This window comes from Paraburkholderia sp. (genome assembly GCF_035948235.1).
GTDB lineage: Bacteria > Pseudomonadota > Gammaproteobacteria > Burkholderiales > Burkholderiaceae > Paraburkholderia.
Map to the genome: position 1 here is coordinate 1 of NZ_DASZJJ010000189.1, position 19,771 is coordinate 19,771.

Consider the following 19,771-nt stretch of genomic DNA (forward strand, 5'->3'; position numbering starts at 1 on the left):
GGGCGCACGCACGGCCGCGCCGCTTTGCGCGTCGAGCAGCGCTGCGTAGCCGCGCTCCAGGGTGCGCTGCGGGCTGAGCACTTCGAGCCGCGCCGCGAGTTCCGACACGCGAGCGCCAGCCCGTTCGCGCTCGCGCGAGAAAGCGGCGTCCAGACGCCGTCCGAGCGCCTCCACCTGGGCGCGCTGCGCGGCCGCGTCCGGACGCGTGCGCTGCCAGCGCATCTGCACGACGTTGAAGCTGGCGCGCGCCTGCGCGGTCGAGCGCGAGCCCGCCGATGCCAGCCGGATCGCCAGTTGACGCAGATGCGAGCGCTGCTGCGCAAGGCGCTCAGCCGGCGACACCAGACGCCGCGCGAGCCAGTCGAGTTGCTGCGCGCGGCGCTCCATCAGACGGCCGAAACCGCGCGCGAGCACGGCATGACGCTGATCCAGCTCTCGCAGCAGCAGCACGCGCTGCGGGCTCACCAGCTCGGCGGCGGCTGTGGGCGTAGGCGCGCGGACATCGGCGGCAAAATCGGCGATGGTGAAATCGGTTTCGTGGCCCACGCCGCTGACCACGGGGATCTCGCTTGCCGCAATCGCGCGCGCCAGCGCCTCGTCGTTGAACGACCAGAGATCCTCGATCGAACCGCCGCCCCGGCACAGCACGATCACGTCGACCTCGTTGCGCGCGTTGGCGGCTTCGAGCATGGCCGTGAGCTTTTCCGCCGAGCCCGCGCCCTGCACCGGCGCCGGATAGACGATCACCGGCACATGCGGCGCGCGGCGGCACAGCGTCGTGAGCACGTCGCGCAGCGCGGCGGCCTGCATCGACGTAATCACACCGATCGCGCGCGGATGCGTGGGCAGTTCACGCTTGCGCGCCTCGTCGAAGAGCCCTTCGGATTCGAGCTGGGCCTTCAGGCGCAGGAACGCTTCGTACAGTCGCCCCTGGCCGGTGCGGCGCACTGCTTCGACGTTGAGCTGAAGTTCGCCGCGCGGCTCGTACATCGTCACGAGCGCGCGCACCTCGATGCGGTCGCCCTCACGCGGCGTGAATTCGGCGTACTGGGCGCGGCCGCGGAACATCACGCAGCGGATCTGCGCCTGGGCATCCTTGATCGAAAAGTACCAATGGCCGCTCGCGGCGCGCGTGAAATTCGACACTTCGCCGGAAATCCAGGCAAGCGGAAAGCTGCGCTCGAGCATGGCGCCAATGGCGCGATTGAGCGCGGAAACCGGAACGACGACGTCGCCGCCAGGCGCGGAAGAAAGGCGATCGGAGAACATGGCAGAGGGTGTGGATAAACGACGGACGCGAGGCGGCCCGCCCAGACGATAGACCGTTCAGGGGGCCCGAGTCCAGCAGGAAACGCTCCCAGCGCACGGCGGCCGCGAAGTTTCCACATTGACTGCATGAATTGTCATATTTGCGACGGGTCTCGCGCAAACGCTAAAATCCCATCTATGTCATTGATTTAAATCAGATTTTTATTTGAGAACCCGCACCTTACACCGATGGAAGGGCGTACGAACGGGCCTTTGCGGCCGTGAGGCAGCGACTTCTCCACAAAGTTGTCCACAGGGGGTGGATATTTCGGGGAATGCGCCGTCGAGCCGACAATCGCGCTCGCGCTCCTGCCACGCCGCTTGCCGCCTTTCGCCCACCCGCGCTAGAGTGCCGGGTTCACGTCGGCCCGCCTGGCGCCCGAGCGCCGCGCCGTCCGAACCTACCGAACTGGAGAACCGCTCCGATGCCCATCCCGTCCCACCGTACGCTGTCCGCGCCGGCCGCGAACGCTTCGCGCGGCACATGCCGATGAGCGGCCCCCTCGCCGATTTCAAGGCGCGCGCTGAAGACACGTTTGCGCGCGCCTGGCAGCAGCGCGGCCCGCTAGCCTGGGCGCTCACGCCGCTTGCGGCCGTGTTCGCCGCCGTGAGCGGCGCGCGCCGCGCGGCCTTTGCCGCCGGCTGGCTCAAATCGGTGCGCGTGGACGTGCCGGTCGTGGTGGTCGGCAATGTGACGGTCGGCGGCACCGGCAAGACGCCCACGGTGATCGCGCTCGTCGAGGCGTTGCGCGCCGCCGGCTATTCGCCGGGCGTGGTGTCGCGCGGCTATGGCGCGAAGATCGAACGGCCGACGCCCGTGAGCGCCACCACGCCGCCCAGCGCCTGCGGCGACGAACCTTTGCTGATCGCCCGCCGCACCGGCGTGCCGGTGTGGGTCTCGCCCGATCGCGTCGCGGCGGCGCAGGCACTGCGAGCGGCGCATCGCGACGTGAACGTGATCGTCAGCGATGACGGCCTGCAGCACTATCGGCTCCAGCGCGATTTCGAGCTGGTGGTATTCGACCACCGGCTGGGCGGCAACGGCTTCCTGCTGCCCGCCGGGCCGCTGCGCGAGTCGCTCTCGCGCCATCGCGACGCCACCCTCATCAACAATCCGTTCGAACGCGCGCTGCCCGACTGGCCCAATACTTTCGCGCTCAAGCTCGAACCAGGCGATGCCTGGCATCTGGCGAACCCGTCGCTGCGCCGCCCGCTCGCGCAGTTCGGCGGCACGCCGCAAGCGCCGGTGCGGCTGGTCGCGGCGGCCGGCATCGGCTCGCCGGAGCGCTTTTTCGCGACGCTGCGCGCGGCCGGTCTCGCGCCGCAAACGCTGCCGCTGCCCGATCATTACGACTTTGCGTCGAACCCGTTCAGCGAGATCGCTGCCGACGCGATCCTGGTCACCGAAAAGGATGCAGTAAAATTGGGGGCCTGGAACGACGCGCGCATCTGGGTTGTCCCTGTACAAGCCGCGCTCGATCATCGCCTTATCACTCTGGTTGTGGAGAAACTCCGTGGACGCCCGTCTGCTTGAAATTTTGGTCTGCCCGATCTGCAAGGGCCCGCTCAGCTACGATCGCGCCGCGCAGGAACTGATCTGCAACGCCGACAAGCTCGCCTATCCGATCCGCGACGGCATCCCCGTCATGCTCGTCGACGAAGCCCGTCAGACCGTCGAAGGCACGCCCGTCGACCCCAACGGCCCCGGCGCGGTCTGATCCGCCGCTCTCGCGCCCGCCACGCCTCATCCGCCTCACCTCGCCCGAACTGGCCATGACCGCTCCCGTGCAACCCTTTATCGCCGTCGTGCCGGCGCGTCTTGCGTCCACCCGGCTGCCGAACAAGCCACTCGCCGATATCGGCGGCAAGCCGATGGTCGTGCGCGTGGCCGAGCGCGCCCGCGACTCGGGCGCCCAGCAGGTGCTGGTGGCCTCCGACGCCCAGAGCGTGCTGGACGCCGCTCGCGAGCATGGCTTCGAAGCCGTCCTCACGCGCGCCGATCATCCTTCGGGCACGGATCGCCTGGCGGAAGTCGCAGAGCACTTCGGCTGGAGCGATGATTTGATCGTGGTCAATGTTCAGGGCGATGAGCCGCTGATCGACCCCGCCTTGATCTGCGACGTGGCGTCGCACCTGGCGGCTCATCCCGAGTGCGCGATCGCCACCGCCGCCCACCCCATCACGGCCCCGGACGAGATCTTCAGCCCGAACGTCGTGAAGGTCGTGCTCGATGCGCGCGGCGTGGCGCTGTACTTCTCGCGCGCGCCCATTCCCTGGGCCCGCGACGCGTGGCAGCCGCACTGGTCGCCGGGCCGCCTTGATCTGGCCGCGATGCCCGCCCCGCCTGCCCCGGCGACGGTTTATCGGCATATCGGCCTGTATGCCTACCGGGCCAAATTCCTGCGCGCCTATCCAGGCCTCGCGCAGTCGCCGATCGAGCAGGTCGAAGCGCTTGAACAGCTGCGCGCGATGTGGCACGGCGAGCGCATCGCGGTGCTCGTCACCGACGAGGCGCCGGCGCCCGGCGTCGACACGCCCGCCGACCTGGCCCGTGTACAGGCGTTATTCCGACCTTAATAGCGCTGGTGGGCCGAAAAACCCATGGCATAATCAATTGTTTGCGCGAGCCGTCCAGGCCTTTGTGCGTGGGGTTTTCCCGGGGTTTCCCCGATGTTTCCTCACCGTTGCCCGGTTTCGCTCGCAGCCTTCCATGGCCATACGCTAACCGCGCCGCGCCGGATTTCATTCCGGCGCTTTGCATGTGCGGCTCTGGTGTAGTGCTGCCAGCCTGCGGGACGATGATCCTCGGGGCGTGACGGGCGCGAGCAAACGGGTAGGAGACGCACGACGCCGTAGATGCCGCCCTGAACTCCATGACGGGCAGCCGCCGCGCCGCAAGAATTCACACAGATCGGAGAAAGTTGAAATGCGTTTGATCCTGTTGGGCGCCCCCGGCGCGGGCAAGGGAACCCAGGCAAACTTCATCAAAGAGAAGTTCGGCATTCCGCAAATCTCGACCGGCGACATGCTGCGCGCGGCGGTCAAGGCAGGCACGCCGCTCGGTCTCGAGGCGAAGCGCTTCATGGACGCGGGCGAGCTCGTGACCGACGAACTGATCATCAACCTGGTGAAGGAACGTCTGAAGGAAGACGACTGCAAGAACGGTTATCTGTTCGACGGCTTTCCGCGCACGCTGCCGCAGGCAGAGGCGATGAAGCAGGCAGGCGTGGCGATCGACTACGTGCTGGAGATCGACGTGCCGTTCGACGAGATCATCACGCGTATGAGCGGCCGCCGCATGCACCCGGCATCGGGCCGCACGTACCACGTCAAGTTCAATCCTCCCAAAGAGGACATGAAAGACGACGTGACGGGCGAGCCGCTCGTGCAACGCGACGACGACAAGGAAGAGACCGTGCGCAAGCGTCTTGACGTGTACGTCGCGCAAACCAAGCCGCTCATCAGCTACTACAGCGAATGGGCCAAGCGTGGCGAAGAAAATGGCCTGCAGGCGCCGCAGTATCGCGCGATCTCGGGTCTGGGCAGCGTGGACGAAATCCGCAACCGCGCGTTCGACGCCCTGAAGTAACACCGCAAGACGTCTCTTGCCGGCCAAGCCGGGCGAGGCCCGGCGAAACCGCCGGCCTCGCCCGTTTTGCTTTCTGGCCGGCCCTCGGTCCTTCTGGACTCCCACTCCTCTGCTTTGTTTTGCTGAAGAGCCGCGGGCTGGCCGCGAATCACCTGCGCATAACAATCACATCGAGCAGCAAGGAGGAAGACAGATGCAAATCCGCGACAACGTATTCCTGATTACCGGTGGCGCTTCGGGCCTCGGTGCCGCTTCGGCGCGCCTGATCGCAGCCGAAGGCGGCAAGGTCGTACTCGCCGATCTCAACGAGGAAGCCGGCAACGCACTGGCCAAAGAGCTTAACGGCGTATTCGTGAAGTGCAACGTCGCCAGTGAGGAAGACGGCGCCAAAGCCGTGGCCGCCGCTACGGCGCTGGGCACGCTGCGCGGCCTCGTGAACTGCGCGGGCATCGCGCCCGCGGTGAAAACCGTCGGCAAGGATGGGCCGCATCCGCTCGACGCCTTCAGCAAGACCATCTCAGTCAATCTGATCGGCACCTTCAACATGATCCGCCTCGCGGCCGCCGCGATCGCGCAGACCGCGCCCGCCGAGGGCGGCGAGCGCGGCGTGATCGTCAATACGGCTTCCGTGGCGGCGTATGACGGCCAGATCGGCCAGGCGGCGTACGCGGCGTCCAAGGGCGGCGTGGTCGCCATGACGCTGCCGATCGCGCGCGACCTGTCGCGCAGCGGCATCCGCGTGATGACGATCGCGCCCGGCATCTTCGAAACGCCGATGCTGCTGGGCATGCCCCAGGAAGTGCAGGACGCGCTCGGCGCGATGGTGCCGTTCCCCTCGCGTCTGGGCAAGCCCGACGAATATGCGATGCTGGTCAAGCAGATCTTCGAGAACCCGATGCTCAATGGCGAGGTGATTCGCCTCGACGGCGCGATCCGCATGCAGCCGAAGTAAGGCCGCCTTGCACAATGCAAAAAGCCCGCTGCGATGCGGGCTTTTTCGTTGGGGCGTTTGAGCGTAGCGCGTCAGTCGTTGTCGAGCATGCGCTGGCGCAGCTCCTGCAACTGCGTTTCGACGACGGTGGCGTCGTCGGCGTCCGGGCGCTCGTCGAGGTAGGCCTCCAGATCCTCCAGCGCGGGCCGCACGTAATCGAGCCGCGCAAAGGCAAAGCCACGGTCGCGCACTTCCTCGATGCTGTCGGGCAGCAGGATCACGAGGCGCTGCTGGATGCCCAGCAGCCGCTCCCAGCGTTCGGTCTGCAGATAGACCGATTTCAGATTGCGCAACATGCGCGCGACGATCTCGCGCCGCGTGGCCGGTTCGAGCAGCATACGCAGCGCACGGGCGACGGAATCGCCCGCGTTCGCCACGTACGGCTCCAGCATTTCGACCATATCGGATTCGGTGAGCGCGCGGCCCGTGGTCGGGTCGAGCATTGCGTCGCCGTCGGGCAGCGAGACGCGCAGCAGAAAGTGCCCGGGAAACGCCACGCCCTGCACCGGCAGGCCAAGCTGGCTCGCGATCTCCAGATACAGCACGGCAAGCGACACATGAATGCCGCGGCGGCGCCGCAGCACGACATGCAGATGGCTGTTATCGGGATCGAAATAATCGTTGAGATTGGCCGCGAAACCCATCTCGCGAAAGAACACGCGGTTCAGAAATGCGATCTGCTGGCGCACGTCGGCGCCTTCGGGCAGGCGTCGGCTTACGCGCAGCGCCAGCTCGTCGATTTCGGCGAGCGTGCCTTGCAGATCGAGATCGGGGTAAGCATCCTGCGCGATCGACAGCGCCGCTTCGGTGAGCGGCAGGCTCTCGTCCTCCGCGACGAGCGCGCTGAAATAGTCCAGTACCCGCGAGTTCATCGTCGTCACTTCGTGCGCCTCTTGAAGTAGCCGTATTTGAAGCCCATCAGCCAAAGCATACCGAAATATAGCGTCGCAAACAGCACGAGGCAGGAGCCGAGCAGCAGGATGCGCGCGAGCGGCTCGTGGCGCAGGCCAATCCAGTCATAGCTGATCGAGCACCAGTGCATGGCCCCTGCCAGCACGAGGCATGCCCCGATCAGTTGCACGAAGAACGTCGACCAGCCCGCCGACGGCATATAGATGCCGCGCCGACGCAGCCCGATAAAGAGCAGCATCGCGTTCATGCAGGCGCCCAGACCGACGGACAGCGTGAGGCCCGCGTGCGAAAAAATGGGCACGAAAATGTAATTGCTGATCTGCGTGGCGACCAGCACGCCCACGCCGATCTTCACGGGCGTCTTGATGTCCTGGCGCGCGTAAAAACCGGGCGCGAGTATCTTGATGAGGATCAGGCCGACCAGCCCCACGCCGTAGGCCGCGAGCGCGCGGCCCGTCATCACCACCGAATGCGCGTCGAACTTGCCGTAGTCGAACAGCGTCGCCGTGAGCGGCTCGGCGAAAAAGAACAGCGCGATGGCGGACGGCGCGGCCAGCAGGAAAGTCACGCGCAGGCCCCAGTCGAGCAGCGCCGAATACTCGTGCGGATCGGCATCGACGTGCGCCTTCGAGAGCGACGGCAGCAGGATCGTGCCAAGCGCCACGCCCAGCAGCGCCGTGGGAAATTCCATCAGGCGGTCGGCGTAGTTGATCCACGACACCGCGCCCGGCCCCAGGCGCGAGGCAATGTTCGTATTGATGATCAGGCTGATCTGCGCGACCGACACCGCGAACATGGCCGGCACCATTTTCGCGAGCACGCGCTTGACGCCGCGATGCGCGAGCGCCTTGAGCGGGTTCAGGTGGATGCGCGGCATCATGTCGATGCGCTTGAGGCCCGGCAACTGCACGAGGAACTGCAGCACCCCGCCGACGATCACGGCCCACGCCAGCGCGAAGACCGGCTGATGCATGCGCGGCGCGAAGGCCACCGCCGCCACGATGAACGAGACATTGAGCAGCACCGGCGCGAACGCGGGCAGCGAGAACTGCTTGTACGTGTTGAGCACGCCGGACGCGAGCGACGTCAGCGAAATGAACACGATGTACGGGAACATGATGCGCGTCATCGTGACGGCAAGCTGATAAGCCTGCCCGTCGCTCTTGAGGCCCGACGCGACCACGGTCACCACGAACGACGCGCCGACAATGCCCAGCAGCGACAGAATGGCGAGCACCCAGGCGAGCACGGTCGAGGTGGCGTCGACGAGCGCACGCGTGGCGTCATGGCCCTGCTGGTTCTTGAACTCCGCGAGGATCGGCACGAAAGCCTGCGAAAACGCGCCTTCGGCCGAAATGCGGCGCAGCAGGTTGGGAATGCGGAACGCGACGTAAAAGGCGTCGGTGTACTGACTCGCGCCGAATGCTCGGGCGATCAGCGTCTCGCGGGCCAGTCCGGTCACGCGAGACAGCAGCGTGAAGCCGCTGACCGTCAGCAGGGCTCGGAATAGATTCATGGGGCGCTTATTATACGGGTGCCATCTGGCCGATCGCCGATGTGCGGCGTGGCCGTAAGCGTAACGATTCGAAACAGCGCTGCGCAAAGTGGATCGGCACGGCATGTGATTCGGTGCGGGAGCATTGTGACCGCATCGCACAAAAGACGTTCTGCCCCTGACGCTTTGCCGTGTTCTGGATCAGCAAAATTGCCATATCCCTGATTTCGTTGCTATAATCGCCGATTCCCGGTCTGAATTGGATCTGGAAAAAGAAGGAAAAGGCAGAAACGCGTTCCGGAAAGGAAGCGCGCGGCAGTCCGTCAACGGTCCGCTGGCGCTTTGGCACAAGGGGCGCGGCCAGTCCAAACGACGTAAGGCAAAAGCGTCGCGAAAGCTGGCAAATACCGTTTTGCGCATTGGGGTATGGCCCAGGCGCGAATCCAGGCAAGGGGTGTCGGCAAGTACGCACCCTGAAAACTCAAGGACATGTAATGGCAAATTCCGCACAAGCACGCAAGCGTGCACGTCAAGCCACCAAGGCAAACTCGCACAACTCGGCACTGCGCTCGAAGTTCCGTACGGCTATCAAGGCTGTTCGCAAGGCTATCGACGCTGGTGACAAGGCAGCTGCTGCTGAGATCCTGAAGGCTTCGGCAAAGACGCTGGACATCATCTCGGACAAGAAGATCGTCCACAAGAACAAGGCTGCTCGTAACAAGAGCCGTCTGGCTGCTGCTGTCAAGGCAATGGCCTAAGCGATCCAGGTTCAACCTGACGCTGCACGAAAAACCCGCTTCGGCGGGTTTTTTTGTGCCTGCCTGTTTTGTGTTCAGGCGCGAATTCAGGCGTAAAAAAACCCGCCAGAGCGGGTCGTTTTATAGATGCGGATAGCGCAAAGCCTCTGCGTTTATCGCGCCCCGCCCTGCTGGGTCGCGTGATCGTGGGGCAGTTCGCAGGCCTCGGTCACAACGAGATCGTTGTCCTTGGCGAAGTTCAGCACGAAATTGAACGCCATCGGCTCGATCTCCTTGAGGCGCGAATCAAGCACCACCACCTTGAGATCGCCGATCATCGTCGGGCGCACGTAGAGGGAATAGCGCAGATGGGCGTTCGGCCCGCGCGCGTTAGCCGACCCCATCGGCCCGAAGCTCGACATCACACCCGCCAGACGCTCCGACCAGTCGCTCGGACGAAACTTCTTCCCTTTGCTGGTGATGCCTTGAATGAAGTATTCGGTTGGGGCTTCTTCGGCCATGTAGGAGTACCTGTGTGACGTCGCGGCGCGCGGTCCGGCTTGTGGCGCGGCTGCGCTTTTGGCTCAGCTTTAAGCTCGCTCAGCTTTAAGCTCGATTTCCGGCTCAGCGAACCAGGGCAGGATCGCGTCGCCCGCGCACTCCAGCTGGCAACGAACACCGTGGCGCACCTGGCATATGCACAGCGCTCAGGACGCCAGGCATCGCGTGCGCGGCACCCTGCCGGCCAGTGCCAGGCCGCTTGCGCGTGGCTCCTGGAGCCCGCAGCCGGGCCTGAGAAATCTATCGGATTATAGCGCAGCGCACCTTTTGACGCACCGCACACAAGACACTTGACGGCCTGGCGAGCGCCGACTTTAGCCCCGCGCGCAGCTTCGACGGTGCGACACGCCCCCTCCCGCCTGTATGCCCGCGCCATCTTTTAGCCAACTCGTCAAATTCAGCAAAATCCTTTATGCTGCTTTGACTTACCACCAACCGCAGCGGCGTCGCCGGCCCTCTTCTGCAGTTCGAGGCCGGATCGGGCGCCGTTTTCGCTTCATGACCTCCCGTTCCATTCGCCATTACCTGCAGTTCTCGGATTTCTCTCTTGAAGAATATGACTATGTGCTGGAGCGCGCGCGCATCCTGAAGCGCAAATTCAAGAACTACGAGACCTACCATCCGCTGCACGACCGCACGCTCGCGATGATCTTCGAGAAGAACTCGACGCGCACGCGGCTTTCGTTCGAAGCCGGCATCTTCCAGCTGGGCGGCCACGCGGTGTTCATGAACACGCGCGACACGCAGCTCGGCCGCGGCGAGCCGATCGAGGACTCCGCGCAGGTCATCTCGCGCATGGTCGACATCATCATGATCCGCACGTTCGGCCAGGACATCATCAAGCGCTTTGCCGAAAGCTCGCGCGTACCGGTCATCAACGGCCTGACCAACGAGTACCACCCCTGCCAGGTGCTGGCTGATATCTTCACGTTCTACGAGCATCGCGGTCCGATCCGCGGCAAGACCGTGGCGTGGGTCGGCGACGCCAACAACATGCTTTACACCTGGATCGAAGCGGCGCAGATCCTCGACTTCAAGCTGCGCATCTCCACGCCGCCGGGCTATCAGATCGATCCGGCTTTGGTCGCGAAGGAAAGCGAGCCGTTCATCGCCGTGTTTGAAGATCCGAACGAAGCCTGCGCAGGCGCCGACCTCGTGACCACCGACGTGTGGACCAGCATGGGTTTCGAAGCGGAAAACGAAGCGCGCAAGAAGGCCTTCGCCGACTGGTGCGTGGACGCCGAAATGATGGCGCGCGCCAACGCCGACGCCCTCTTCATGCACTGCCTGCCCGCGCACCGCGGCGAGGAAGTGAGTGCCGAAGTGATCGACGGACCGCAAAGCGTGGTCTGGGACGAAGCGGAAAACCGTCTGCACGTCCAGAAGGCGCTGATGGAGTTCCTGCTGCTGGGCAAGCTCAATCACTGAGCCGCACCGCGCATCGCGAAAAAGAAAGCCGGGAAAAGTCTCCCGGCTTTTTCTTTTTCGACGCGTGGCTTAGCGGCGCTTCAAACCGTCTCGCCCAGCCGCCGCGCCAATGACTTCAACAGCGGCGCGACACGCTCGCGGAATACGTCCGGCCCCATCGACGACGCCGGCCCGCTGCAGCTGAGCACCAGCCAGCGCCGCTCGCGCGGCTCGCGAAACGGCACGGCCACGGCGTTGACGTCCTCGTGCCAGTCGCGAAACGAAAAGCACGCGCCCTCCTTCGCGAAGTTCTCGATCTCGCGTTTCGCCGCCGCCACCTGGGCCGGACCGTCCTCGCCCGCCGCCTTTTCCAGTTCCGCGAACAGCGCTGCGCGCACGTCGAGCGGCTGCACCGCCAGATACGCGCGCCCCATCGAACTCGTCAGCATCGACAGCCGCGAACCCGACGCCAGCCCTAGCGTGAGCGCCGTTTCGCTGCGGATCGTCTCCAGATAGATCACGTCCAGACCGTCGCGGCCGCCCAGCGACACGGCCGCGCCCACCTCGCGGGCGAAGGCGCGCAGGTGCGGGCGCGCCAGCTCCAGCGTGTCCGTGCCAGACAGCAGCGCGAAGCCCAGCGACAGCACGCCAGCGTCGAGCGCGTATTTGCCGAGCGATTCGTCGAAGCGCAGGTAGCCCAGCACGGTGAGCGTGTATGCCAGCCGGTTCACAGTCGCCTTCGGCAGGCCGGTGCGCTCGACGAAATCGCGGTTGCCGAGCAGCGTCTCGCCGGGACGAAACGCGCGCAGCAACTCCAGTCCGCGCGCGAGCGCCACGACGAACTTGCGCTCGTCGATCGGCCCCGAAGCCAGCGCCGACGTGAACGAAGATGATGCGGGGGATGAATTCATTTCGGATGCAGACATGAGCGGGCTGGTGATACACTGAGATCAATTTGCAAAACATTGTTCCGCTTAGCGGAACTTAAGTCAAGCGCAAATTCGCTAAAGCAAATTGCCCTAAATTGCCCAGATCGGGTGACGAGACTCAGGAGAGACACCATGGCCGCACACGCCCAGTTCCATTGGGAAGATCCGCTGCTGCTCGACCAGCAGCTCACCGAAGACGAGCGCATGGTGCGCGACGCCGCTGCCGCCTACGCACAGGACAAGCTGCTGCCGCGCGTGGTCGAGGCGTTCCGCCACGAAAAGACCGACGCTTCGATCTTCCGCGAGATGGGCGAACTCGGCCTGCTCGGCCCGACGATTCCGGAACAGTACGGCGGCCCGGGCCTGAACTACGTCGCCTACGGCCTGATCGCGCGCGAAGTCGAACGCGTGGACTCGGGCTACCGCTCGATGATGTCGGTGCAGTCGTCGCTGGTCATGGTGCCGATCTTCGAATTCGGCTCGGACGCACAGAAAGAGAAATACCTGCCGAAGCTCGCCAGCGGCGAGTGGATCGGCTGCTTCGGCCTGACCGAGCCGAACCACGGCTCCGACCCGGGCAGCATGGTCACGCGCGCGAAGAAGGTGAACGGCGGTTACTCGCTCTCGGGCGCGAAGATGTGGATCACCAACTCGCCCATCGCCGATGTGTTCGTGGTCTGGGCCAAGCTCGAAGAAGACGGCAAGGACGACATCCGCGGCTTTATTCTGGAGAAAGACTGGAAGGGTCTGTCGGCCCCGGCAATCCACGGCAAGGTGGGCCTGCGCGCCTCGATCACGGGCGAAATCGTGCTCGACGAAGTGTTCGTGCCGGAAGAAAACCTCATGCCGGGCGTGAAGGGCCTGCGCGGACCGTTTACGTGCCTGAATTCGGCGCGCTACGGCATTGCATGGGGCGCACTGGGCGCGGCGGAATCGTGCTGGCACACGGCGCGTCAATACGTGCTCGACCGCAAGCAGTTCGGCCGCCCGCTCGCCGCCAATCAGCTGATCCAGAAAAAGCTCGCCGACATGCAGACGGAAATCACGCTCGGCCTGCAAGGCTGCCTGCGCCTGGGCCGCATGAAGGACGAAGGCACGGCCGCCGTCGAAATCACGTCGATCATGAAGCGCAACTCGTGCGGCAAGTCGCTCGACATCGCGCGCCTTGCGCGCGACATGCTGGGCGGCAACGGCATCTCGGACGAATTCGGCGTGGCGCGCCACCTGGTGAACCTCGAAGTGGTCAACACCTACGAGGGCACGCACGACATCCACGCGCTGATCCTCGGCCGCGCGCAGACGGGCATCCAGGCGTTCTTCTAAGCGCTCGCCTCGCTTCAAGATCCGCTTTAGCGTCAAAAACAAAAAGCGCCGCACGATCGAACGTGCGGCGCTTTTGCTTTTAGCGAACGCGGGGAACGCTTACTTGTTCGGCTGCGGCGTCAGACGCAGATACGGACGCAGCGCCTTGTAGCCCTTCGGGAACTTCTGCTTGATGACTTCTTCGTCCTTGAGCGACGGCACGATCACCACGTCGTCGCCCTGCTTCCAGTTGCCCGGCGTCGCGACCTGGTAGTGATCGGTCAGTTGCAGCGAATCGATCACGCGCAGGATTTCGTCGAAATTGCGGCCCGTGCTCGCCGGGTACGTGATGATGAGGCGCACCTTTTTGTTCGGGTCGATCACAAACAGCGAGCGCACCGTCAACGTCTCGTTCGCATTCGGATGGATCATGTCGTACAGCGTCGAGACCTTGCGATCGCCGTCCGCGAGGATCGGGAAGCCCACGCTCGCGGCCTGGGTCTCGTTGATGTCCTTGATCCATTCGTTGTGCGACTCGGCGCTATCCACCGACAGCGCGATCGTCTTCACGTTGCGCTTCTCGAACTCGTCCTTGAGCCTGGCGGTCAGGCCCAGTTCGGTCGTGCAGACCGGCGTGAAGTCGGCCGGGTGCGAGAACAGCACGCCCCAGCTATTGCCGAGCCACTCGTGAAACTTGATGCGGCCAATGCTCGAATCCTGCTCGAAGTCGGGTGCAATATCGCCAAGACGAAGACTCATGGTGCGGTTCCTTTGAACGAGGTGGGCGGCGCGCAAGTCGGCCTGCCCGTGTTGATCCGATGTGACGCGATGCGTTGCGCGGCTGGCGCGAAGCATGTGCGATTCGCCGCTGGACATTCACGACAATGAAGCATACAGGTCACGCTCATGCCCCGAGAACGAACATCGGTTCACACTGGTATGAGTTTTTGTAATTTTGAACCGCGGTGCGGAAACTTTACGTGCCGGATCAACTCCATGCCTCTCCCTGCTGTTTTTTGCGGGCGAAGATTGAAGCAGCATCAAAAGCGCAGTGAACACTCGCTATCCTTGATTCGGCAGCGAAAATCGCGCTTGCAGGAACGGATCGTGCGTCGGTTTATGGATGAACGGACCACGGCGGCGGCGCGCCACGCTTGCCAGCGCCCGTATCTTTGTTACGATTCACGCGTAATGTGACACGATGGGAGCCAGTCAATGTCAGAAGTCAATAAGGAGAGGCTGATGTCGGATATCAAAACCGTCCTCGCGGATGCAGAGGACCTGCTCAAGCAAGCGGCGAGCGCCACGGGCGAGCGTGCTTCGGAGCTGCGCGAAACGGCCCTCTCGCGCCTGAAGCAGGCGAAGGAAAAGGCGGCGGACGTTCAGGTCGTCGTCGTCGAGAAGGGCAAGAAGGCCGCACGCGCAACCGATGACTATGTCCACGAACATCCGTGGACGTCGATCGGCATCGCTGCCGGCGTCGGCGTGCTCGTGGGCTTGCTGATCAACCGCAAGTAACCCGCTGAAGTCTTCCGCGTCGCGGTCTTACGCCGCCTCGCGGATCGGTCGCGCTGCGGGCTTCCAGCAGGCTCGCTGCATCGCATGACGATGTGCGCTGGCTTCGGTCAAACCGCCAGCGTTACATAGTCAGACGACGTGCACAGGCGCGAACCGCTTCGGCCCAGCGCTCAACCAGCAGGCCGGTGCGCTGCACCGGCCTGTCTTTTCTGGGCGCTTTTTCGCGCAGCTTCGGCGCGCGCCCGTCAACGCGCACGCGTTGGCGTAACCCTCACACGCCATGACGACAGACTCCCGCTCGCAGCACGAACATGGGCCGTTGCGCCGTCTCCTCGGCTCCGCGTTCTCGATCATCCAGACGCGGCTCGAACTGATCGGCATCGAGCTGGCCGAAGAAAAGGAACGCCTGCTGGGCGTGCTCTTCCTCGGACTCGCGGCGATGATGCTGGCGACCATGGCGCTGATCGCACTGACCGCGCTCATCGCAATCGCGTTCTGGGACACCTGGCGCTGGCAGGCGCTGGCCGGCATCACGCTCGTCTACGCGCTCGCCGCCTTGTTCTGCGCCCTCAAGGCGCGCCAGGGTCTGCGCAATGCGCCGATGGTCTTCCAGGCGACGCTCGAAGAATTCGAGAAGGACCGTGAAATCCTTCGCAAACCCTAGCATCGACGCCCCAAGCCCCCGAGCCCAATGAGCCAACTTCGACCGGACCAAGCCTTTCGTCCCACGCGGCCGCACCGCGATCTCTCGACGCCGCAGATGCGCGCGCTGCGCAAGGAGCTGCTGCTCGTGCGCGCGAGCGTCGAACGCGCCGAAATGGCCGCCTCCATCATCGAACTACGCGAAACCGTCACGCACTTCAGCTGGTTGCGCTTTCTCGTGCCGGGCTTCGGCCGCGTGGCCGCGAGCGCGTCCAGCGGCACGATGGGCGCGCTCGGCGGCGGCTTGGGCAATCTGCTCAAGCAATACCCGCTGCTGAGTTCGCTCGTCTCGTTCGTGGTGGCGAAGCCGCTGCGCGACGGCATCGCCTCGGCAGCCAAGCCCGTCGTCAAATGGGGCGGCCTCGCCTTCACCGCGTATGAAGCGTGGCGCGTGTGGCAGCAGATACGCGGACAACGCGATGGCGCCGCCCGCACCCGCCGCGCGGCGTCCGAAGAGGACGATCTCACGGGTTGAGCCAATGCCCGGGCCATCGGCCCGAGCGAGCGTTCATCAATGGTCTTTCCAGCAATCGCGCGCGGCGACACCCGCGATTGCTGCATCGTTAGCTTCGTTACTGCGCACACCAGTGGCATCGAGCACGAACGCGCCGCACGGATCGGCGCGCATCGGCCCTGACGGCGTGGGCGAAGCCACGATCGCATAGCCTCCGTTCGATTCATCCGCTGCCCGCAGCTTCAGCCGATAAACCGCACGGCCGGACGGCGGCGCCTGATCGATGCTTGCGGGCAGCGACGCGGCCGCGGCCCCTTGCGCATCGACATACTGCGCCGCGCGATAGAGCGCCGCGACGGCATCAATGCGATGCCCGCGCGCGATCTGGCTATGCCAGCCCGGCAGCGCGAACGCCGCGACGATAGCGGCCGCCGCCAGCGCAATCATCATCTCCAGCAACGTAAATCCGCGGGACACGCGTCGCATCGCCTGTTCTCCCTTGCGACTCAAAAGGGCCGCGCTACGACGCGCCGCCAGTGACGCTCGACACGCGTACCGTCGAGCACGATCTGCATTTGCAGCCAGCTTTGCGCGTCTTGCGTCGCGCCAAAGCCTCGCGCCGTGACGAGCCAGGCGCGCACGGCGGGCCGCGTTTCGATACGCCACGCTTCGACCAGACACTGCGGTGCGCGAATCGAACCCGGCCACGTCGATACAGGCGTGGTGGCGAACGCCTCAAAGCTGTCCTGACGCCGCCATTGCTGCGGCTCGCCCGCCTGTGCTGGCAAGGCGGACGCCGCACCGTCGATCAATGCACGCGAGCAAAGCATCAGCGCGCCATCTGCAGCGTGAAACGACTGCAACTGATCGACCACGGCGGCAGCATTGCGCCCTTCGAAAACCGACACTTCGAACCACGCCGCCGACGTCACCAGCATGATCGACACGATCAACAACACGACCGGCAATGCGACGCCGCGCTGTCGCCGTACCTGCTTCGTCGCGCGTCTCATGGCTGCGCCCACAGTACGTTGCGCAGCGCCACATGCCGCCAGAACGCCTGACGCGCTCGCCCATCGCTTGCCGAGAGCGAAGCGCCATCGCAATCGACGTAACGCATGCGACGCCCGAGCGCCGCGCCACGCACGAGCACGCAAAGATCGACGCCGACCACCGCATCCCAGCGTTCGCGCGGCAACGCGGCGGCGTCCACGGCCTGTGCTGCGCCGGCTAGCCAATAACGCAGGCGCAAGCGCTCCACGCCTTCCACGAGCGGCTGCGCCGTGCCGATCTTGCCGGTGCCCTCGCAATACAGCTCGGGCTCGCCCGTCGAGGTACTGGTCTTTGCATGAAAGCGGTTGAGCACCTCGCCCGCCGACGCGCCGACCGCCTGCCCGAGACAATCGGTGACCTCCCCGTTGGCCGCGAGCCACGTCGATTCGGCGTCGCCGCGATAGCGCACCGCGACGCCGTCCGAGCGGCTCGGCAAGGCCTCGCACGTCAGGCTCGCGACGGCGCCCGTGGGACGCCCTGTGCTGCAGCCGAAAATGGGCGGCCCCGAAAGTGCCGTCGTATCGTCGGCGGAAACGAACCCGGCCATCTGTATCTGCTCGCCGATAAGCGTCAAGGCGTTGACGCCCGCTTCGTGAATGCGCGCGGCGTCGATCGCGTATGTGAATGCCTGGCGCTGCGAACGAAACGCCGTGACAGCGCCGACGATCACGACGAGTCCAAGCGCCACGGCGATCGTGAATTCCAGCAGCGTATGCCCAGCGCTCGCCCACGCAGGCCGCAAGACGCGCCTCACTGCGCAAACGCGAGCGCCACGCACGCCCGCCCCTCTTCGAGTACGGCTACGTCCGCGCAGCCGCGCCCGGGTGCCGCTTCGTCGCGCAGCGCAGCCCATGAAAGCGCGATCTGCACGATCTGCGAGCCGGAGACGCTCACCTGTCCGTTCGGCACCAGTGAGGCAACACGCTCGCGCCATTGATCGCGCGTGGCCGCGCCTGTTTCAAGCACCGCTTCGCCCACGGCATCCACGGCAAACGCCGCACGCGCAAGCGTCGCGCTGGCCGATGCGTGTCGCGCGAGACCAAGCTGCGCGCTCAGCAGACCTAAACCGCACGTCGCCATCAAGGCCATCGCCAGCGCGACTTCCAGCAGCGCCGAACCCGACTGCATATGCCCGTTCATGTCGTAGCTCCGCAAGCGCCGTCGCTGATGCGCGCGCGGCCGCCCGCGGCGACACGTATGCAGCGTCGCCATGCAGCGCCGCGTGTCGAGGTCGACGAAACACGCGGGGCAATTTCGAAATTGCGCAGACTGCCGATTGTCTGCCCTGCGGGCGGTGTGAACGTCAGCGCCGTCAAAGTGGACGCCACGGCGATCTCATCAAGCGACGGTTGCACGCGCAGCAGTATCGACGCGCCCGCGCGCTCTGCCATCACCGCCCAGCCGCACGACCAGTCGGCCAAACCCGACGGACAACGCTTGCCCGCCGCCAGACATTGCCGCGCCAGGTCGATCCGGCATATGGACACGCGCACCTTGCGCCGGATCGCTTCGCTGCGCGCGTAAGACAGCGTGCCCAGCAGCGCATTCGCGCGCGCATCGACCTGATCTCGCACGCGCCACGCGACGAACGACGGCACGCTCGCACTTGCGCAGATCGCGATCAGGACGATCACGGCCATCGTCTCCAGCAAGGTGAAGCCGCGCTGATTCATCTGCAATCCTTATCGTTGAGGGATTGCGATCAATCTATCAATCAAGGTGAAACGGAACAATTAGCCGAACGGCCAGGTGGCGCGCACACGATCCGCTCGCGAGAATGCGAGGGTCACGGGCAACGGCAAGGAGCAAGGAAATGCGGAGAAAAGATATGCGCCTGAAAACAGCGCGCCTGCAAGCGCGGCGCGGTCGTTCAGCGTTTTTTGGGCGGCGTGGCCGCGCCGCTTGCACGGCGGAATTCCTCGATCACGTCCTCGAATTCGGAGACGTCCTCGAAGCGCCGGTACACAGACGCAAAACGCACGAAGGCCACTTTGTCGAGTTCGCGCAGCTCGCCCATCACGAGCTCGCCAAGACGCTCGCTGCGCACTTCGCGCTCGCCGCTACCGAGCAGTTGATACTCGATGCGGGCAACCGCCGCGTCGATCGCGTCGGCAGCAACGGGCCGCTTGCGCAGCGCCAGTTGCATGCTCGCCATGATCTTGCGGCGGTCGAATTCGGTGCGGCTGCCATCCTTCTTGACGATGGCCGGCATCGCCAGCTCGACCCGCTCGTACGTCGTGAAACGCTTGTCGCAGGCCGGGCAGCGACGGCGGCGCCGGATCGCGGCGCCGTCCTCAGACACGCGCGAGTCCACCACTTGCGTGTCTTCATGCCGGCAGAAGGGGCAGCGCATGCTGGCTCGACGCCTGGCTTAGCCGTAGACCGGGAAACGCTTGGTCAGCTCCGACACTTGCGCCTTCACGCGCTCGATCGTCGCCGCGTCTTCCGGGTTCTCCAGCACGTCGGCGATGAGGTTGCCGACCTGCTCGGCTTCCTTCACGCCAAAGCCGCGCGTGGTCATCGCCGGCGAACCCAGGCGAATGCCGCTAGTCACGAACGGCTTTTCCGGATCGTTCGGGATCGCGTTCTTGTTGACCGTGATGTGCGCGCTGCCCAGCACGGCTTCCGCCGCCTTGCCGGTGATGTTCTTCGCGCGCAGGTCGACCAGCATGACGTGGCTTTCCGTGCGGCCCGAAACAATGCGCAGGCCGCGCTTGACCAGCGTTTCAGCCAGCACGCGGGCGTTCTCGACCACTTGCTGCTGGTAGGTCTTGAATTCCGGCGATGCCGCTTCCTTGAACGCCACTGCCTTG

The 19,771-nt window shown here is 64.9% G+C and carries 23 protein-coding genes and 1 pseudogene; 11 read left to right on the plus strand and 13 right to left on the minus strand.

All coding sequences use genetic code 11. From position 1 onward, the window contains the following. Window positions 1-1,269 (minus strand): exodeoxyribonuclease VII large subunit (xseA, locus tag VG320_RS16255; RefSeq protein ID WP_327201111.1); only part of this gene is annotated, 1,269 nt, incomplete at its 3' end. 529 nt (window positions 1,270-1,798) lie between these two features. Between xseA and lpxK the strand changes: the two genes are divergently transcribed. The 5 genes from lpxK (at window position 1,799) to VG320_RS16280 (ending at window position 5,849) form a co-directional block, all read left to right on the plus strand. Further along, window positions 1,799-2,842 (plus strand): tetraacyldisaccharide 4'-kinase, encoded by a 1,044-nt coding sequence (gene lpxK, locus VG320_RS16260; RefSeq protein ID WP_327201112.1) that lies wholly within the window; start codon window positions 1,799-1,801, stop codon window positions 2,840-2,842. After that, window positions 2,823-3,026, plus strand: a complete 204-nt coding sequence (locus VG320_RS16265) for a Trm112 family protein (RefSeq protein ID WP_327201113.1) — start codon at window positions 2,823-2,825, stop codon at window positions 3,024-3,026. Before lpxK ends, VG320_RS16265 begins: the two co-directional genes overlap by 20 nt. A gap of 55 nt (window positions 3,027-3,081) precedes the next feature. Then, window positions 3,082-3,885, plus strand: a complete 804-nt coding sequence (gene kdsB, locus VG320_RS16270) for a 3-deoxy-manno-octulosonate cytidylyltransferase (RefSeq protein WP_327201115.1) — start codon at window positions 3,082-3,084, stop codon at window positions 3,883-3,885. Between the two features lie 349 nt (window positions 3,886-4,234). Further along, window positions 4,235-4,897, plus strand: a complete 663-nt coding sequence (gene adk / locus VG320_RS16275) for an adenylate kinase (protein ID WP_103706287.1) — start codon at window positions 4,235-4,237, stop codon at window positions 4,895-4,897. A gap of 193 nt (window positions 4,898-5,090) precedes the next feature. Then, on the plus strand, window positions 5,091-5,849 hold the full coding sequence (locus VG320_RS16280) for a 3-hydroxyacyl-CoA dehydrogenase (protein WP_327201116.1): 759 nt from the start codon (window positions 5,091-5,093) through the stop codon (window positions 5,847-5,849). Between the two features lie 71 nt (window positions 5,850-5,920). Here VG320_RS16280 and VG320_RS16285 read toward each other — a convergent pair whose 3' ends face one another. Then, window positions 5,921-6,760 carry a SirB1 family protein gene (locus tag VG320_RS16285; protein ID WP_327201117.1) on the minus strand — a complete coding sequence of 280 codons (840 nt, stop codon included), beginning with the start codon at window positions 6,758-6,760 and terminating at the stop codon, window positions 5,921-5,923. Window positions 6,761-6,765: 5 nt separating this feature from the next. Further along, window positions 6,766-8,316 (minus strand): murein biosynthesis integral membrane protein MurJ, encoded by a 1,551-nt coding sequence (murJ, locus tag VG320_RS16290; protein WP_327201118.1) that lies wholly within the window; start codon window positions 8,314-8,316, stop codon window positions 6,766-6,768. A gap of 473 nt (window positions 8,317-8,789) precedes the next feature. Here murJ and rpsT point away from each other — a divergent pair, with 473 nt between their 5' ends. Beyond that, on the plus strand, window positions 8,790-9,053 hold the full coding sequence (rpsT, locus tag VG320_RS16295; RefSeq protein WP_327201119.1) for a 30S ribosomal protein S20: 264 nt from the start codon (window positions 8,790-8,792) through the stop codon (window positions 9,051-9,053). Between the two features lie 152 nt (window positions 9,054-9,205). Here the strand turns inward: rpsT and VG320_RS16300 are convergent, their stop codons facing one another. Then, window positions 9,206-9,553, minus strand: a complete 348-nt coding sequence (locus VG320_RS16300) for a DUF3579 domain-containing protein (RefSeq protein WP_327201120.1) — start codon at window positions 9,551-9,553, stop codon at window positions 9,206-9,208. 538 nt (window positions 9,554-10,091) lie between these two features. Between VG320_RS16300 and argF the strand changes: the two genes are divergently transcribed. After that, the gene (gene argF, locus VG320_RS16305) at window positions 10,092-11,021 is read left to right on the plus strand and encodes an ornithine carbamoyltransferase (protein WP_327201121.1); all 930 of its coding nucleotides are present in this window, start codon (window positions 10,092-10,094) and stop codon (window positions 11,019-11,021) included. Between the two features lie 80 nt (window positions 11,022-11,101). Here the strand turns inward: argF and VG320_RS16310 are convergent, their stop codons facing one another. After that, window positions 11,102-11,911 carry an IclR family transcriptional regulator gene (locus VG320_RS16310; protein ID WP_327201131.1) on the minus strand — a complete coding sequence of 270 codons (810 nt, stop codon included), beginning with the start codon at window positions 11,909-11,911 and terminating at the stop codon, window positions 11,102-11,104. A 150-nt stretch (window positions 11,912-12,061) separates the two neighbouring features. On the opposite strand from VG320_RS16310, the gene VG320_RS16315 reads away from it, so the two are divergent. Continuing rightward, window positions 12,062-13,252 carry an acyl-CoA dehydrogenase gene (locus tag VG320_RS16315; protein WP_327201122.1) on the plus strand — a complete coding sequence of 397 codons (1,191 nt, stop codon included), beginning with the start codon at window positions 12,062-12,064 and terminating at the stop codon, window positions 13,250-13,252. Between the two features lie 99 nt (window positions 13,253-13,351). Here the strand turns inward: VG320_RS16315 and VG320_RS16320 are convergent, their stop codons facing one another. After that, a complete protein-coding gene (locus VG320_RS16320; protein ID WP_327201123.1) occupies window positions 13,352-13,990 on the minus strand; it encodes a peroxiredoxin in 639 nt (212 codons plus the stop codon). 456 nt (window positions 13,991-14,446) lie between these two features. On the opposite strand from VG320_RS16320, the gene VG320_RS16325 reads away from it, so the two are divergent. The 3 genes from VG320_RS16325 (at window position 14,447) to VG320_RS16335 (ending at window position 15,926) form a co-directional block, all read left to right on the plus strand. Then, window positions 14,447-14,749 carry a DUF883 family protein gene (locus tag VG320_RS16325; RefSeq protein ID WP_027817793.1) on the plus strand — a complete coding sequence of 101 codons (303 nt, stop codon included), beginning with the start codon at window positions 14,447-14,449 and terminating at the stop codon, window positions 14,747-14,749. Between the two features lie 280 nt (window positions 14,750-15,029). Next, window positions 15,030-15,413 carry a phage holin family protein gene (locus tag VG320_RS16330; protein WP_327201124.1) on the plus strand — a complete coding sequence of 128 codons (384 nt, stop codon included), beginning with the start codon at window positions 15,030-15,032 and terminating at the stop codon, window positions 15,411-15,413. A gap of 27 nt (window positions 15,414-15,440) precedes the next feature. Then, complete coding sequence (locus VG320_RS16335) at window positions 15,441-15,926, plus strand: DUF3318 domain-containing protein (protein ID WP_327201125.1); 486 nt, start codon at window positions 15,441-15,443, stop codon at window positions 15,924-15,926. Between the two features lie 36 nt (window positions 15,927-15,962). On the opposite strand, the gene VG320_RS16340 is transcribed toward VG320_RS16335, so the two are convergent. From VG320_RS16340 to glyA, 7 genes and pseudogenes are all read right to left on the minus strand, one after another. Further along, window positions 15,963-16,391, minus strand: coding sequence for a type IV pilin protein (locus VG320_RS16340; protein WP_327201126.1), 429 nt, complete (start codon window positions 16,389-16,391; stop codon window positions 15,963-15,965). 20 nt (window positions 16,392-16,411) lie between these two features. Beyond that, window positions 16,412-16,918, minus strand: coding sequence for a hypothetical protein (locus tag VG320_RS16345; RefSeq protein ID WP_327201127.1), 507 nt, complete (start codon window positions 16,916-16,918; stop codon window positions 16,412-16,414). Further along, window positions 16,915-17,712, minus strand: coding sequence for a PilW family protein (locus VG320_RS16350; protein WP_327201128.1), 798 nt, complete (start codon window positions 17,710-17,712; stop codon window positions 16,915-16,917). The genes VG320_RS16345 and VG320_RS16350 overlap by 4 nt, the downstream gene beginning before the upstream one ends. Then, a complete protein-coding gene (locus tag VG320_RS16355) occupies window positions 17,709-18,098 on the minus strand; it encodes a hypothetical protein (RefSeq protein WP_327201129.1) in 390 nt (129 codons plus the stop codon). The genes VG320_RS16350 and VG320_RS16355 overlap by 4 nt, the downstream gene beginning before the upstream one ends. Then, window positions 18,095-18,631 (minus strand): GspH/FimT family pseudopilin, encoded by a 537-nt coding sequence (locus tag VG320_RS16360; RefSeq protein WP_327201130.1) that lies wholly within the window; start codon window positions 18,629-18,631, stop codon window positions 18,095-18,097. Before VG320_RS16360 ends, VG320_RS16355 begins: the two co-directional genes overlap by 4 nt. Before the next feature lie 197 nt (window positions 18,632-18,828). Beyond that, complete coding sequence (nrdR, locus tag VG320_RS16365) at window positions 18,829-19,311, minus strand: transcriptional regulator NrdR (RefSeq protein ID WP_028220157.1); 483 nt, start codon at window positions 19,309-19,311, stop codon at window positions 18,829-18,831. A gap of 18 nt (window positions 19,312-19,329) precedes the next feature. Then, a pseudogene (glyA, locus tag VG320_RS16370) lies at window positions 19,330-19,771 on the minus strand (serine hydroxymethyltransferase); the annotation flags it as partial.

Excerpts from the sequence above, each read along its gene's own strand:
- murJ (WP_327201118.1), bottom strand. The coding sequence starts at position 8,316 with ATGAATCTATTCCGAGCCCTGCTGACGGTCAGCGGCTTCACGCTGCTG.
- VG320_RS16345 (WP_327201127.1), bottom strand. The coding sequence starts at position 16,918 with ATGAGACGCGCGACGAAGCAGGTACGGCGACAGCGCGGCGTCGCATTG.
- VG320_RS16355 (WP_327201129.1), bottom strand. The coding sequence starts at position 18,098 with ATGAACGGGCATATGCAGTCGGGTTCGGCGCTGCTGGAAGTCGCGCTG.
- VG320_RS16330 (WP_327201124.1), top strand. The coding sequence starts at position 15,030 with ATGACGACAGACTCCCGCTCGCAGCACGAACATGGGCCGTTGCGCCGT.
- rpsT (WP_327201119.1), top strand. The coding sequence starts at position 8,790 with ATGGCAAATTCCGCACAAGCACGCAAGCGTGCACGTCAAGCCACCAAG.
- lpxK (WP_327201112.1), top strand. The coding sequence starts at position 1,799 with ATGAGCGGCCCCCTCGCCGATTTCAAGGCGCGCGCTGAAGACACGTTT.
- VG320_RS16310 (WP_327201131.1), bottom strand. The coding sequence starts at position 11,911 with ATGAATTCATCCCCCGCATCATCTTCGTTCACGTCGGCGCTGGCTTCG.
- kdsB (WP_327201115.1), top strand. The coding sequence starts at position 3,082 with ATGACCGCTCCCGTGCAACCCTTTATCGCCGTCGTGCCGGCGCGTCTT.
- VG320_RS16360 (WP_327201130.1), bottom strand. The coding sequence starts at position 18,631 with ATGAATCAGCGCGGCTTCACCTTGCTGGAGACGATGGCCGTGATCGTC.
- adk (WP_103706287.1), top strand. The coding sequence starts at position 4,235 with ATGCGTTTGATCCTGTTGGGCGCCCCCGGCGCGGGCAAGGGAACCCAG.
- VG320_RS16335 (WP_327201125.1), top strand. The coding sequence starts at position 15,441 with ATGAGCCAACTTCGACCGGACCAAGCCTTTCGTCCCACGCGGCCGCAC.
- VG320_RS16315 (WP_327201122.1), top strand. The coding sequence starts at position 12,062 with ATGGCCGCACACGCCCAGTTCCATTGGGAAGATCCGCTGCTGCTCGAC.
- VG320_RS16285 (WP_327201117.1), bottom strand. The coding sequence starts at position 6,760 with ATGAACTCGCGGGTACTGGACTATTTCAGCGCGCTCGTCGCGGAGGAC.
- VG320_RS16340 (WP_327201126.1), bottom strand. The coding sequence starts at position 16,391 with ATGCGACGCGTGTCCCGCGGATTTACGTTGCTGGAGATGATGATTGCG.
- argF (WP_327201121.1), top strand. The coding sequence starts at position 10,092 with ATGACCTCCCGTTCCATTCGCCATTACCTGCAGTTCTCGGATTTCTCT.
- VG320_RS16320 (WP_327201123.1), bottom strand. The coding sequence starts at position 13,990 with ATGAGTCTTCGTCTTGGCGATATTGCACCCGACTTCGAGCAGGATTCG.
- VG320_RS16280 (WP_327201116.1), top strand. The coding sequence starts at position 5,091 with ATGCAAATCCGCGACAACGTATTCCTGATTACCGGTGGCGCTTCGGGC.
- nrdR (WP_028220157.1), bottom strand. The coding sequence starts at position 19,311 with ATGCGCTGCCCCTTCTGCCGGCATGAAGACACGCAAGTGGTGGACTCG.
- VG320_RS16300 (WP_327201120.1), bottom strand. The coding sequence starts at position 9,553 with ATGGCCGAAGAAGCCCCAACCGAATACTTCATTCAAGGCATCACCAGC.
- VG320_RS16325 (WP_027817793.1), top strand. The coding sequence starts at position 14,447 with ATGTCAGAAGTCAATAAGGAGAGGCTGATGTCGGATATCAAAACCGTC.